12 protein-coding genes are annotated in these 14505 nt (G+C 71.9%); 3 read left to right on the forward strand and 9 right to left on the reverse strand.

Annotated elements, in window-relative coordinates:
- Positions 1-10: 10 nt before the first annotated feature.
- Both O7553_RS29570 and O7553_RS29575 read right to left on the reverse strand, forming a co-directional pair.
- On the reverse strand, positions 11-583 hold the full coding sequence (locus O7553_RS29570; protein WP_281552792.1) for a hypothetical protein: 573 nt from the start codon (positions 581-583) through the stop codon (positions 11-13).
- Positions 584-699: 116 nt separating this feature from the next.
- Complete coding sequence (locus tag O7553_RS29575) at positions 700-3471, reverse strand: FtsK/SpoIIIE domain-containing protein (protein ID WP_281552793.1); 2772 nt, start codon at positions 3469-3471, stop codon at positions 700-702.
- 259 nt (positions 3472-3730) lie between these two features.
- Here O7553_RS29575 and O7553_RS29580 point away from each other — a divergent pair, with 259 nt between their 5' ends.
- A complete protein-coding gene (locus tag O7553_RS29580; RefSeq protein ID WP_281552794.1) occupies positions 3731-4237 on the forward strand; it encodes a hypothetical protein in 507 nt (168 codons plus the stop codon).
- Positions 4238-4277: 40 nt separating this feature from the next.
- Here the strand turns inward: O7553_RS29580 and O7553_RS29585 are convergent, their stop codons facing one another.
- The 7 genes from O7553_RS29585 to O7553_RS29615 form a co-directional block, all read right to left on the reverse strand.
- A complete protein-coding gene (locus O7553_RS29585) occupies positions 4278-4865 on the reverse strand; it encodes a hypothetical protein (protein WP_281555805.1) in 588 nt (195 codons plus the stop codon).
- Positions 4866-4899: 34 nt separating this feature from the next.
- Positions 4900-6027 carry a M23 family metallopeptidase gene (locus O7553_RS29590; protein ID WP_281552795.1) on the reverse strand — a complete coding sequence of 376 codons (1128 nt, stop codon included), beginning with the start codon at positions 6025-6027 and terminating at the stop codon, positions 4900-4902.
- Positions 6024-6572, reverse strand: a complete 549-nt coding sequence (locus O7553_RS29595) for a hypothetical protein (protein WP_281552796.1) — start codon at positions 6570-6572, stop codon at positions 6024-6026. Before O7553_RS29595 ends, O7553_RS29590 begins: the two co-directional genes overlap by 4 nt.
- 6 nt (positions 6573-6578) lie before the next feature.
- Complete coding sequence (locus tag O7553_RS29600; protein ID WP_281552797.1) at positions 6579-8507, reverse strand: MFS transporter; 1929 nt, start codon at positions 8505-8507, stop codon at positions 6579-6581.
- A 1-nt stretch (position 8508) separates the two neighbouring features.
- Positions 8509-12105, reverse strand: coding sequence for an ATP-binding protein (locus O7553_RS29605; RefSeq protein WP_281552798.1), 3597 nt, complete (start codon positions 12103-12105; stop codon positions 8509-8511).
- A gap of 64 nt (positions 12106-12169) precedes the next feature.
- Positions 12170-12532, reverse strand: coding sequence for a hypothetical protein (locus O7553_RS29610; protein ID WP_123603834.1), 363 nt, complete (start codon positions 12530-12532; stop codon positions 12170-12172).
- Positions 12533-12547: 15 nt separating this feature from the next.
- Entirely contained in the window at positions 12548-12835 is a 288-nt protein-coding gene (locus tag O7553_RS29615; protein WP_233606437.1) for a hypothetical protein, read from the reverse strand.
- A 370-nt stretch (positions 12836-13205) separates the two neighbouring features.
- Here O7553_RS29615 and folP point away from each other — a divergent pair, with 370 nt between their 5' ends.
- Both folP and folB read left to right on the forward strand, forming a co-directional pair.
- Entirely contained in the window at positions 13206-14078 is an 873-nt protein-coding gene (gene folP, locus O7553_RS29620; RefSeq protein WP_281552799.1) for a dihydropteroate synthase, read from the forward strand.
- Positions 14075-14497: a dihydroneopterin aldolase gene (gene folB / locus O7553_RS29625; RefSeq protein ID WP_281552800.1), complete on the forward strand. Its 423-nt coding sequence runs from the start codon at positions 14075-14077 to the stop codon at positions 14495-14497. Before folP ends, folB begins: the two co-directional genes overlap by 4 nt.
- The last annotated feature ends 8 nt before the right edge of the window (positions 14498-14505 follow it).

The raw sequence follows: 14505 nt of genomic DNA on the forward strand, positions 1-14505 counted from the left end.
ACTGCCCGATTCACCCGAGCAGCGAGATCAGCGCCGCCAGCACCAACGCCAGCACCAGCGGGACCGCGCAGACCAGCGCCCCCACCAACGGTGTGCGGTCCGGCCGCTGGCGCGGCCCGCCGAATACGAAACCGACCGCCAGCCAGCCAAGGCCGAACGCGACCAGCGGCAGGACCAGCCCGCAGCCGAGCGCGTAGCCCAGCGGTGCCTGGTCTCCGGCGACCACGAACATGGCCAACTGGATCATCAGGACGATCACCGCGAACGGCCCGTACACCAGCAGGTTGCGAAGCCACGGCGGGGGACCGCCAGACGGACCCGCCGCGACGGCCAGGTCGCCGTTGGCGGCGTCGACCTGCGCGTGCGCTCGCGCGATCGCCGCCTGCCGGGCCGGCGACCCGACTGCCAAGGAGGCAGGCATCCGCACTGCGGCACCGACCGAAGCCCCGGCTGAGGCACTGACCGCGGCGTGGACCGCGGCTACCTCCGGCGGCATCGGATTGAGCAGGCCAGGCGGTACGCCGAGCATGACCAGTTGACGCCGCTGGACAGCGAGCCGGTCGCGCAGCACCGTCAGGTCCATTGAGCGCCGGTCGCCAGCTGGACCGTCCGTTGGCCGCCCTTGGCCGTGGCGTAGCCGGGCCAACCGTCGGGCGGCCGCTACGTACTCCGCCCACTCGTCTCCGGTGCCGTTCCCAGTCACGCCGCGCCCTCCGCAGTGTCGGCTACGACGCGCCCCTCCCCGGTGTCGGCTACGACGCGCCCCTCCCCGGTGTCGGCCCCGGTCCCGGCCGGTTGGAACGGGACGAAGACGGTGCGCCGGTCGGTCTGCGCGTCGTACAACAGACCACGTTGCGGGCGGGGGTGCCAAGCCGGCAGCCGGCCGGCGAACCCGACTGGCCCGGCCGTCGCGGCCTGCTCGGTCACCGGCCGGTCGAGCAGGACGATCCCGGCGATCAGGTCCGGACTGGGACCGAGAAATGCCAGGAACGAGTCCGGCTGCTCCCAGCCGGAGAGCAGATGGATGCCGCGGGCCGGCCCGGAGTCCAACAGGTTGCGCAGGCGGGCGGCGGCCGGCCCGCCGAGCTCGAGAACGTCGGCGGTGGCGATGACCAGGTACGCGGGGCCGGCTGCGTCGCCCAGCGTCCGGAGAACCTCCAGATCCACCACCTCGGTCGGCTGACGGACGCCGACCGCTCGGGCGAGGTCGGTCAACTGCCGGCGGTCGTGTTCGCCCATCGACAGCAACAGGATGCGGGCGGTGCCGGGCTGGTGGTGTGCCGCGGCGCTGCGTACCACCGTGGCCAGCAGGCTCGCGGTGCTCTCCCGGGAGCCGAAGATGGCGAGGTGGCGACCGGGGGCACGTTCGAACCGGAACTCCGCTGTCCGCCCCGGCAGCTCGACGGCCCGGCCGAAGAGTCCGGCTGGAGTGTCCGGCGGGTCGGCCAGCACCCGCTGGTAGGTCTCGTCCGATTCGAGCTCCGGCTGGAGGTAGCCGGCGAAGACCTGCGGCGGCCGGGCGTCGGCCGCACGGCGCGACCACAGCTGCCGGCGGAGCCCGGCCAACCCAGGCCGGTCCGTGTACGGATCCGGAAACACGACGGTACGTTCGTGGCCGCGGGTCGCCCCACGCGGGCCGCCCAGCCCGCCGGCGGTGTTCACCACTGCCCGACCCGTCGGCAGCCCGACCGCGGCGTCGTTGCTCGGCTCCAGGAGCCAGTCACCGCCGGCCAGCACCACCCGGACCGGGAACTGGCTCAGCAGCGAATCCCGCCGCCACCAGCCACCGCCGGTCGACCCGCCGGCCGGATCGGGGCCGACCCAACCGCCTGAGCCCACCCAGCCGCCCGACCCGTCAGGCTCATCGGATCCGACGCTCTGCTCCGACCCGGGAGCTGGGCCGGTCCCGGAGTCGGCGATCAGCAGGTGGACTCCGCTGCCGCGCCCGCCCCTGGCGATCCGTTCGAGCAGGTCGAGTGACTCGTCGGCGACCGGTCCGGTCAGGTCCAGCATTGGGGCCGGATCCTTGAGCACGCAGAGAACGCGGGTCGTGCCCGTGGCGGCGGCGAGCTCGGCGAACCGGGTCGTCCCATTGCGGGTCGCCAGGAAGGAGCGCCGGTCGACCTCCGCCGCCACCTGACGCAGCACCGACAGTCCGTACTCCGGGTCGGCGTCCACCCCGGCCGTCGCGATGTGCGGCAGCCCGGACGGGTCGGTGACGCCGGGCAGCACGCTGGTGAACGACTCGCCGGGCGACAGGTCCACCAGATGCAGGGTCACCTCGGCGGGATCGTGCCGTACCGCCAGCCCGTACAGGAGGGCGGTGAGGAACTGGTCCACCTCTGCGCCGGCCTGCCCGGCCACCAACCAGTGTGGGGTGATGTCGTTGAACCGGAGCAGGACCGGCCGGTGTCCGTCGAACCCCGCTGCGGCCACCAGCCCGTCGGCGGCGGATCCGGCGACCGTTCCGTCCGCCGGGTCGGGCAGCAGGTCGGTCAGCGGTGGACGGGCACCGACCTCGGACCGGGCGACGAGTTCCGCGCACACCTGGTCGATCAGCTGCTGGGGTGGCTGCCGGTCCAGGTACACCGGCGCGTCGAGACCGCCGAGGTGGTCGCCGCCCGCTCCGGCCGGCAGGTCGCGGAAGGTGTCCCCGGGCGGGTCACCGACCAGGACGTACGGATTCCGTAGCCGCACCATGGTGCTGCACGGCAGGTCGGCGCGGGTCTGCTCGGTGTCCAGCGGAGGCGGCGGCCAGCCGGCGACGACCAGATGCAGGCCATGCTCGGGGCCCACTTGGGCAAGCCGGGCGATCCGGTCGAGCACGACACCGTCGGTGAGTTCGGGCAGCGAGGCGATTATCAGCAGCATGAACCGCCCCTGCCGGTGGTGCCGGGCGACCGTCGGTCGGGCCGGTCGGATCCACTGCTCCGCCTCGGCCAGGGCGGCCCGCAGCCCGGTGACGTCGGTGGCGGCCGGGCGCAGCACGCCGGCCTCGGTCAACGGCCGGAAAGGGCCGAGCACGTCCTCGCCCGCGGCACCGACGCCGTCCACCGTGCGCACCGACACCCGTTCCGGCGGTACGGCGGCCAGCAGGCGGAGCAGCACGGCCCGCAGCAGCCCGGCGACCCGTCGGTCGCGGATGTCGCCGTCGAGCGTCAGATGCCCGCTGCCGAGGAACGGGACGACCACCGGGAACCGGGCGTCGTCCAGTGGCTGGGCGATGCCGATCCGCAGGTGGCCGACGTGGTCGAGACCGCCCATCGGCATCGTCGGGGTCTGGGCGTCGAGCGGGGCACCCCACCAGCCGGGGGCCAGCCGCGCTGCGAGGCTGCGGAGCTGCTCGGCGACCTCGTGCTGATCGGAGCCGGTGGTACGGCCGCCACCGGCCGCGTCAACCTGGTCCAGCGCGGTGACGACGGCTGCCGCCGAGCGGTGCAGCGCGGCGGCGCGGTCCAGGTCCATGCCCATGTCGACCACCTGCCTACCGCTGTACGGCAGCTCGTCCGCGAGCGCCGGTTGAGTTCAGACCTGAGACGGTATCCCAGCCGGTCCGCAGCCGGATGTGGGGTGACCGAGGTTTCCCGCCTGATCAGTACTCGTCAGGGTGCTTCGCCGGATATGTGACCAATAAGGACTCGAACCGGCTATTCAGTCTCACGTTCGCGACGGATACTGTCGAGGGGTGGAGCAGACCCGGCCGGCGGCGGCCCCTGTACGCCGTGGACGGGTGCCCAGGCAGCGAATCGCTCCCGGCGTCGGAGTGCCGCCCGTGGTGCCACCCGGCCGCCGGCTACGGCTGGCGTTGGTGCTGGCTGCCGGGATCACCGCGCTGCTCTGCCTCGGCGGCGTCAGCGTCGCGTTCGTCCTCTACACCAGCGTCACCACCCCCGACCGGGGCACCCCCGAATCGACGGTCCGTGGTTACCTCGTGGCCTACCTGTCGGCCCGCGACGACCTCCAGGCCGACGGTTTCACCTGCACCGACCCGGATCTGTCGGCCGTCCAACGGCTGCGGGAGCAGGTCGTTGCCAGCGAGGAACGAGGCAGCACGGTCATCGTGCGGGTCCAGTCGGTCGCGCTGGTGTCCGAGTCGGAGAGCTCGGCGGTGGTTTCGGCGACCGTACGACAGACGGCCACGTTCAACGGCCGGATGTTCGCCACAACTGCCGACTGGCGGTTCCACGTGGTCGACCAGGGTGGTTGGCGGGTGTGTGGAGCCGAACAGACGAGCTGAGCGCTCGACCGCCTCGGTCTCGCCGGCAAGGCTGCCGACGTCACTCCACCCAGACCAGATGGACCGGCAGTTCGATCGTCTCCGGCGGCTGACCCGTCCAAACCCACCGGTACCAGGCCAGCTCGGTGGCCGCCCGAACACAGATGTCCCCATCGGCGCCGGAGTGCAACTCGGTCACCGCGCGCAGGTCGCGGCGCTCCTGGCCGTCGTCCATGTGCACCAGCCGTCGGCCGACCAGCGGCCCCGCGTCAACCACCGGCACCGGAAAACGGGGTGCCGGGGCATCCAGCGACACGAGCCGGGACAGCACGTCGCCCCGCCCGGGGTGGGTCAGCGTGTCGTCCGGCTGCTCGACCCAGACCCGGTCGGCCGGTACCAGGGGGGCGAACACCTCCACCCCCTCCGATTCGGCCCGGTACCATTCCTGCTCCGGCAGCACCGGCACGTAGGTGCGGCTGCGCTGCACGACCTTCTCGTCGCCGCGCAGGTCGCCGCGCCATCCGGTGCCCGGCAGGCCAACCCAGACCCGCCGGCCGCGTAGCGTGGCTGCGACGGCGGCTGGCACCAGCGCTGTCGGTCGCGGCGGTCGAGGCGCCCAGTTCGGTTGATCCGCGAACGGGTCCGGCATCGGGTCCCGGGTCAACGCAGTTTCCTCCGGTCGGTCAGCCACTCTCACCGAGCGGCGCGCCCCGCTCCCGCATGAACGGCACCGGGTCGACGGCTCCGCGGCTGCTGCGGTCTGCGTTGAGATGGATCTCGTAGTGCAGGTGCGGGCCGGACGAGTTGCCGCTGGAGCCAACCTCGCCGATCACCTGTCCGGCGTCTACCAGGTCGCCTTCGCCGACTTCCGGCCGCTTCACCATGTGACAGTATCTCGTGATCACCTGGTCGGCGTGCAGGATGTCGACGAACCAGCCGCAGCCACCTTTGCTGGGCGAGCCGTCGACGTCGCAGTCGAGGCGGCCGTACTGGTCCGGGTCGCACCGGGAGACGATGACGCGGCCGGCCGAGGCGGCCCGGATCAGGGTGCCTTTCGGCTGGGCGATGTCCACGCCGTTGTGTCCGGGCCGGGAGCTGGTCCGGAAGCCGGACCCGACGTTGCCCGGCACCGGTCGGGTCCATCCTGAGGCGGCGACCTCGCCGTCGGCGGCGCAGCGCAGCAGCCCGTCCGGGCCGGCGACCGCGCGGGCCGCGCCGCCGGTGAGGATGTTGACGATCCGGGTCGCCAACGGTTCGTGCTTGGCGTACGCGTCCGGGAAGGCACTGACCTGCACCCGCTGGGCGGCGTCGGTCAGCGCCATCGTCTCCCAGCCGTCGATGGTCAGCAGCTTCTGGTAGAACTTCTGCGACGAGTACGCCGGATCCTGTAGCTGTACCGGGGTGCCCCAGCCCTGGCTGGGTCGCTGCTGGAACAGGCCGACCGAGTCGTGGTCGTTGCGGTCGCCGAGATGCCCCAGGTTCCGCAGTGCCGACTCCTGCATGGCGGTTGCCACCGCGATCACCCAGCCGCGCGGCGACACCGACAGCTCCGCGCCGGTGTTGATGATCACCGCCGCGTTGGCGACCTGGTCCGGCCCGTACGGCCCGACCCGGGGCGCCTGGTCGGGGTCGACCGGGCCGTCCCGCCCGCAGCCGAAGGCGGCGAACAGCGCCGAATCCGGCTCGTCGTCGCTGAACAGCACCGCACCGATCCCGCCGGTGCAGCAGAGCAGCACCAGCGTCGCGGTCAGCGCCACGGTCAGGGCGACGTGCCGGGCGGCGCGGGTCCGCATGCCGGGGCTGTCGTTCATGCCCGCACCCAGTCGACGCCGTCGACCAGCCACTGTCCGTCGGAGCCGGTCAACCGTAGCCGCAACGTACCGGAATCCACCTCGATCACCACCTCGACCAGATTCGTCGCGTACGAAATGACCGCCGGTTCACCGGTCAACCGCTCGGCCGGCACGGCCACCGGATCGACGCCGACCAGCTTCTCGGCCAGTTCCTCGGTGGCGTACGGCCGCAGCCCGGCGTGCCACTGCTCGGCGTCGAGGCCGCGATCGAGCCAGGCGGTCGCGAACGCGACGGCGACCGTCGGCGGATCTGCGGCACCGGGGCTGGTCACCGGGTCAGGGGCAGGTGCCACCGACCGTATTCCGTCGTCACCGGCGGTCGGGTCGATGGTCAATGCCGGTTGTGGTCCGGGTGCACCCAGCAGTGGCCCGCTGGTCCCGTCATCGCGGCCGACGACCTGACCGACGCCGACCACGCTGACCACGACGACGAGCAGCACGACCGCCAGCCCGACCCGGGACCGGAAGAGGAACCGGGTCAGCAAGGCGATGACGGGACGCATTCCGGGTCACCGAGCTTCGGTACGGATGCGCGGCTTCGGCGCCTCGTCGGGCTTGCGGGTGCTGTCGGGCCGGTAGACGGCGTACTGGTGCTCTTCGGCCGGGACGTCGGGCGCGGTCCACGTCGACGCGCGACGGGGTCGGCTCGATGGTCGGGGCGACCCGGGCTGGGCGGTGGGTTCGGAGCCGTCCTCCCGGCCGTCCGGCCGCTCCCTGGCCGGTCCGGTGCTGCCGGCACCACCGGCGGGTTTGTCGCTGCTCGGGTCCTCCAACCGGGCCTCCGGCCGCACCACGGTCTGCTTGACGACGGTCTGGTCCCGTCCGTCCTTGGACTTGACCACGACCTGTTCGGGCTCGCGGGTCTCCCGGGTTTCCCGGAAGTACCGCAGGTTCCACGAACTGCCGCCGCCGTCCCGGCCGCCAAGATCGGTGATCCGCCGGTACGGACGCAGCAGCAGCCAGCCGACCATGCCGCAGAGCCAGATCAGTACCACCTGCAGCCAGCCCGGCAGGGTGGGGGTGCTCATGATCAGGTCGACTGCGAACAGGTAGACGGCCGCCCCGGTGCCGAAGATCGCGATGTTGAAGACGGCGGCGACGACCGCGTTGCCGAGTCGACGCATCCCCGCGCCGGCCGGCCGGAGCAGACCGATGGTCCCGAGGATCGGCGCGGCGACGACCGCCCAACGGAACAGCAGGAATCCGAGCAGGACCAGCAGCGACGCGGCGAGGTCGAACATGGCGAACATGGCCGCCGCGAAGATGGCGATCAGGCCGGTGCCGACCCGGTCCATCTCCCGGATGCCCTGCAGATGCTCGTACGCCTCCGGATCCTCGGTCCGGATCTGCTCGGCGACCTTCATCCACTGCTGGTTCTTGGCCTCGATGATCGGTTCCCGCAGTGCCGGGTCGGCGCGGATCTCCTCGATCTCGGACCAGGTGAACGCCTGGGCGTCGTAGAGCACCGGGCCGTACTTCTTGGCGGTGTCGGTGTCCGCCGAGCCGAGCACGCCGCGCAGCCAGTTGCGGTAGAGCATCGACGACGTGGTCGTGTCGCTGGCCCGCACAGCCGGCGGACGCAGGTCCGCACACTGCTGCGGGTCGGGGTACGGGCACTCCTCCGGTGTCACCTCGACGGCCCGCGGGCCGACGGCCTCGTGGACCACGCCCAGTGTGCTGGTCAGCGCCTCGTCCGCCAGGTTCGCCGAGCGGACCGGCCAGGCGGCGATCGCGGTCACCACCACCATGATCAGGACCGCCCAGCCGGCCGTCGTGATCATGTTGCTCATGTCCGACTGACGTGACCGCCAGATCAGGTACAGGCCCACCACACAGAGGGTGATCAGCCCGAAGACCGTGAACACCTCTTCGTAGATCGCCGTGGTCGCCTGCGCCACCAGCGGGTCGGCCCAGGCGTACATGGTCCCCGGGTCCCAGGCCCGTTCCCGGATCGCGTTGGACGCGCCGACGATCGCGGTGGCGACCATCATCTCCAGGTTGGCGACCCCGTTGAACACACCCACGTCGGCGTTCACCACCGAGGAGGCACATCCGCCGTTGAGGTCGTACGTCGGGAACCGGTAGCCGGCGTACCCATAGTTGGTGTAGTGGCCGATGGCGCCCTCGTAGGTCTCCGGCTGGGTGGCGAACCAACCGCCGAAGCCGGAGTCGGGGGCGCTCGGTGCTGGCGGGTCGAGGCACTGCGCGCGGGCCGAGCTGACGTCCTGCAGTCGGTCGAGACAGGCCCGGAAGTCGGCCTGCCAGGCCTCGACCGGACACAGGTCGGCCGGTGCCTGGGCGGGCAGTTGGGCGACCGGCCCGGCCGGGGCGGCCTGGGCCGGAGCGGCCGCGCCGAGTACCGGCCAGGAGATGCTCGCCACGGCGGCTGTCAGGACGGCGAGCAGGAGCGCGGTGCACCGGGTCGCGGTCCTCGCCACGTCACACCTCCAGGTCGCTGAGCGCGGTCGGCAGACCGGCGGGTGCCGCCTGCGGCGTACCGGGTGTGGTGTCGAGGTGGTCGAGCAGTCCGTCCACGTATGAGACGTCCACCCGGACCTTCTGCACCCGACCGTCCACGTCGCGCATGATGAACTCCCGAAAGCCCAGTCGGCTCGCGGAAGAACTGTCTACGCTAGACAACGAGGCGAGCGTCGCCTCGTAACCGTCGTCGACCGGGACACGCAGCAGGCGCAGCGCCTCGGCGGCGATCTCCTCGTCCTCGGCGATCCGGCCGACGAAGACGGTGGAGACCAGGTTCTGCACGTCCAGCCCCAGGATGTCCCGTGGATTCTGCGACGAGACCAGCGCGGCCAGGTTCCACTTGCGGGAGTCGCGGGCCAGCCGGACCAGGAAGGACCGGCCGGAGCGCCAGCCCTCCATGAAGTGCGCCTCGTCGAGGCCGACGAGCTTGCGTGACCCCATCGAGCCGCCGTAGCAGCGGCGTACCGCCAGCCGGTGGGCGGTGTGCAGCATCGGCAGAGCCAACGCCTCCTCGGCCGACCAGTACTCGCGTTCGATCTTCAGGTCGGGCAGCCGCAGCCCGGCCATGGTGATCACGGTCAGCGCGGCGTCGGCACCGAGCAGGCCCGGCTCCGGCGAGCCGAAGAACAGCAGGGCCAGCGGCATCTCGGCGGTGTCCAGCAGCAGGTTGGCCAGCTCACGGCCGTCGTCGTCGAGCCCGCTGAGGCAGGCGACCACGTCGTCCAGCGTGGAGGTTTCTTCGGCGGGCACCTGGCGGACCGCGTGCCGCAGCAGGGTGGCCGTCGACGACTCCCGGGCCACCTGCGGCGGCACCAGCATCATGCAGATGTCCTGGACCAGCATCCGGCGTTCGGCCCGGGCGTTCGACACGGAAATTTCGTACTCGCGGTCGCCGGCGGCTCCGGCGGCGAACTCGCCGCGCACCGGTGTGGGGATGAGAGAGTACGGTGCCAGGGTGCCCTGTTCGGAACCGGTCAGGTTGAGCACCCGCGAGTACGGCCGTAGCTCCGGCATGGCGCAGAGCCGGGCCAGCGGCCCGGACGGGTCGAGCAGGGTGACCTGCACGCCGCGCCGGGCGGCCAGGTAGCCGAGGGCGCCGAGCAGGGTCGACTTGCCGCCGCCCGGCTCGGCGACGAAGACGGCGAGCCCGGAACGTTCCCGGACCTCCATCGGGAAGTGCAGGTCGAGGAAGACCGGCCGGCGGCAGGTGCCGGCGGTCCGCCCGATCAGGTCGCCGCGCCGGTCGCCGACCGTCGACGCGGCCTGCGGCAGCGCGGCGGCCAGCAGGTTGACCGGCATCCGTCGGATGTATCCGGTGTTCGCCACCGGCTCCCCAGGGATGAACTCCCGGGCCAGCCAGTCCTGGTTCTTCGGATGCTGCAGCGAGATGCGCATTTCCCGGGAGTACAGCTGGATCAGCCGGCGGGCCCGTTCAAGACACTCTTCGCGGGTCCGGCCACCGACGGCGATCCGGTGCCAGCCGTGCGCCCGGGCGGACTCGACCGGCAGGCCGGTGGTCATCTCGTCACCGATGTGCAGGGCCCGCTTGGCGAGCCGTTCCAGTTCCGGCGGCGCGTCGATGCCGTGCTCGGCGTAGTCCAGTTGCTGGGAGCGGATCATCCGGAGCCGGTGCTCCAGGTTGCGGAACGAGTCGGCCGGCCCGAGCAGGTCGATCCGGGAGGAGATCTCCATCGGCCACGGCAGCCGTTCGTGGAAGTGCATCCACGGCTCGTGGCGTTCCGGGATCTCCAGCGGCTCCATCCGGCCGACTGCCAGCACCGCGACGTGCCGCTCCTCGCCGGTCATCCGGTTGACCAGCTTGAGCGTCGAGCCGTACGGGGTCCGGTAGCGCTCGACCTGCTCGGTGAGGGCGAGCAGGTCGCCGCGGTCCCAGTTGCCGTTTCGGACCGGCGAGAGCATGGTTGGCGGGTTCATGCAGAGCGCGACCGACCGGTAGAGCAGCCATTCGAGTTCGCCAGCGGTGACCCGTCGACCCCGCATGCCGAAGGCACCCAGCACCTCGTCGAACTGCTCGACCATCCGGCCGAGCCGGCGGCGTTCGCTCTCGGCGACGCCGCGGCCGAACAGCCGCAGCACCCGTTCGGACAGTGAGTCGCCGAGCGACCGGCGGGCGAAGGTGATGCCCAGGTAGGTCTGCCCTTCGGCGTGGTTGACCGCCATCAGGTGCCGTTGCGCGGCGACCAGGTGGTCGGACCAGGAGACCGCGTCGGAGACGTTGGGCAGGGGGTTGCTGGTTAGCGAGTCGATGGTGCGGGCCCACTCGTCGGCCGGGAACGGCCGGGTCGTGCGGCGCAGGTGCACCCGGAATCCGGCCAGGCCGGCGTACTGCTCGGAGATGGCTGACAGCAGCACCTCCCGCTCGGCGTCGGGCCGGAACGCCCAGCGCACCTCGGGCAGCCAGTACCAGGCGGTCACGGTGTTCGGGGTGAAGGTGAGGTGGCCGGCGATCTCGGTGATGGCGAGTTCGGCGGCCGGGTCCCGGTCGGTGAACTTGACCTTCGGGGGGCGGACCGGCACCGGCTTGATCAACTTGTCCGGCCGGTCGACCTCGGCGGCCCGCCGGCGGGCACGCTTGCCCTTGCCGCTGACCGGTGCATCGGCCGGCGCCGGCCGATGCACCGGTGCGGGTGCGGCGCGCTGTTGGGGCGCGGGCGCGGCGTGCTGCTGGGATGCAGCGTGCTGCGGCGTCGCCGGTAGCCGGCGTTGTGTCGGTGCGCCATCTTGCTGCGCTGCCTTGGCCCCGTGTGTCGGCTCGGGCCGGCTCCGAACGTGTTGCGCGGTCGGACCGGGCCGGCGGGTGGCGGCGGGCGGTGGCGGCAGGGCCGGTGCCGGCGGTGGTGACGGTGGCACTGTGGACGCCGAGGTGGCCGGCTGGCCGTCACGAGGTGGGGCCGATTCGGCTGCCGGGGCCGGGTCGGCGGCGGTACGCGGGGTGGGCGTGACGGCTCGACGCTGGACCGGCGGTTCGGGTGGCGGGGCAGGGGGACCGGACAGCGCCGAGCCGATCGGCCCAGCGGGTGGGGTGTCCCCGGCCGACGCGTCGCCGGGGGTCCCCTGCGGATCGTGCCGGGCGGGCGGTCCGATGGCAGTCTGCTGCGCCGGCGGTGCGATGGCGTCGTGCCGGGTGGGCGGTTCGATGGCGTCGGGCCGCGTCGGTGCTGCGATCGCGTCGTGTTGGGCCGAGCGTCGGATCGCCGTGCGTGGTGTGCGGCCCGGCTGATGGCCACCGGCGGGGCCGGCACCCGGGAAAAGGTCCAAGAAGGGCGAGTCGATGTCGGTGCTGTCGCTCATACCGGCTCTGGGATTGGGCACTGGTGGTGCCGGCGGCGGGGTTCGCGTTGGCCGGCTGCCGCGGGATGCCGCGGGTGCCTGAAAGAAGGCGACCGCGCCGTGGCTGGGGCTGGTGACCAGTTCGGTGTCGGTCGACTCGTCCAGCTCGGCGGTGTCGTAGTCGGTCGATCGCTTACCGTTACCGCTGGTGCCGGACGGCTGACCGGCCGGGTGGGAGGAGCCCGGCGGAAATGATCGACTCATGCCATCGCCTCACGCCGCCGGCCGGCCGGGTGGACAGCGGCTGCGGTTCGGTGGTCGGTGCGGGTCATGCCAACTCCTCCCGGATCCGGATGTGGCTGGCGATCAGTCGCGGGTCTCGCTGTTCAGTGGCGGGTTCCCTGGTGCGGCGCCAGTCGGTGAGGGCGGTCCGGACCACCATCCGGGCGGGCCGATCCGGGTCGACGTACCGGAAGATGAAGGAGGTGGTGACGATCGCCAGCGCGATCTCCCAGGCGGGGAAGAGTTCCACGGTGAAGGTGAACGCCCAGTGGATGAACATGTAGAGCGGTACGAGGAGGATGAACACTCCGTACTGTGCATACGGCAGGTGGATCGGCAACGTGTAGCCGGGCGGGCCGAGGTAGACCAGCCGGGCGCGGTAGATGTCGTCGTCGGTACGCAGCCGCATCCTGTGCCCCGCGCTCTATTCGAACATCAGGTTGATGAGGTAGTCGCCGACGAAGAAGAGCGTCGCCGCTCCGGCGATGAACGCCAGACCCACGATCGCGATCGCGGAGCTGGTCAGGACCTTGGAGATCTCGCCCTTGCTGGCCCGGCCGATGAAGATCACGCCCAGCACGGCAAGCAGGATCGGCGCGACCTTGCTGGCGAGGAAGGAGACAACGCCCTCGGTGTTGAAGCCGGTCGGCGCCGGGTCCGGCTCGCCAGCCGGCGCGGCCAGCAACGGAAGCGTGTCGACCACGGACGCCATGGCGGCGTTGACCGTGTCGACGAGCGTTGTTTCGATCATGGGAACCTCCCCGGTGTGCGGCCGGCGAAGCCGGGGCACTGCAGTTGTCCAGCCTCACGGACGTGTCGGGTCGTGCCGCGAGTTTCGACCCTGCGTCCGGCGATCACCGCGTACGGTGATGATTTGTGGGCTTTTTGTCCAACTTCAGCCCTTCTCCTCGACGTTGCCCTCGCTGACCACCAGCAACTGCAAAGCGTACGGGCCACCCCTGTCTGGTACAAGCTGCGTGCAACTCGACCGACAGCGCCGCCGTGCCGCCGTTGTCTGGTTCGAGAGTACCCAGCATGCCCTCTGCCGGCCGACACCGAGCCGCGCCGGTACCGTCCTATCCGTGACCGATCTGCTGCGGCCGGCCCGGCCGGTCGTGATGGGCGTTCTCAACGTCACGCCTGACTCCTTTTCCGACGGTGGGCGGTACGCCGACCTCGACGCCGCCGTCGCCCACGGCGTCCGGCTGCACCGCGACGGCGCCGACCTGATCGACGTCGGCGGTGAGTCGACCCGGCCGGGAGCGGTGCGGATCGACGCCGCGACCGAGGTGGCCCGGGTGCTTCCGGTCGTCCGGGCGCTCGCCGCCGCCGGCGTACCGATGAGCATCGACACCACCCGGGCAGCGGTCGCCGCCGCCGCGCTGGCCGCCGGGGCGGCGGTGGTGAACGACGTCTCCGGCGGTCTGGCGGATCCACGGATGGCCGAGGTGGTCGCCGACGCCGGCTGCCCGTGGATTCTGATGCACTGGCGTGGGCACTCCGACCGGATGCAGGACCTGGCGCACTATCGCGACGTGGTCGGCGAGGTCCGCGCCGAGCTGGCCGCCCGGATCGACGCCGCACTGACCGCCGGGGTGGCCGCCGACCGGCTCGTCGTCGACCCCGGTCTCGGCTTCGCCAAGCGGGCCGAGCACAACTGGCAGCTCACCGTCCGCCTGCCCGAACTGCTCGACCTCGGTTGCCCGTTGCTCTTCGCCGCCAGTCGCAAGTCCTACCTGGGCCAACTGCTCGCCGACCCGGCAGGCCAGCCACGGCCGGTCGACCAACGGGCCGCAGCGACCACCGCCACCAGTCTGCTGGCGGTCGCCGCCGGCGCCTGGGGGGTCCGGGTACACGACGTCCGGGACACCGTCGACGCGCTGGCGGTGTGGCAGGCCAGCGGGCGTCCCCGGATCGTCCCGGACGCCGACGATCCGCCGGGGAGCCGTCGATGACCGACCACCAGCCCGCCGCAGCGCCGTCGCCCGACCCGGGGGCCGCGCGGCCGTCGACGACCGACCGGATCGTGCTGACCGGGCTACGCGCCCACGGCCGGCACGGCGTCTACCCGCAGGAACGCGCCGCCGGGCAGGACTTCGTCGTCGACGTCGAGCTCACCGTCGACCTCACGTCGGCGGCTGCCTCGGACGACGTCACCGACACCGTGCATTACGGCGAGCTGGCCGACCGGCTCGTCGCGATCGTCAGCGGCGAGCCGGTGAACCTGATCGAGACGCTGGCCGACCGGCTGGCCGTCCAGTGCCTGGCCGACCACCGGGTCCACTCGGTCACGGTGACCGTGCACAAGCCGCAGGCGCCGATTGCACACCGGTTCACCGACGTCGCGGTCGTGCTGACCCGGAGCCGACCATGACCCGGAGC

Source organism: Solwaraspora sp. WMMA2059 (assembly GCF_027497315.1).
In the GTDB taxonomy this organism is placed as follows: domain Bacteria; phylum Actinomycetota; class Actinomycetes; order Mycobacteriales; family Micromonosporaceae; genus Micromonospora_E.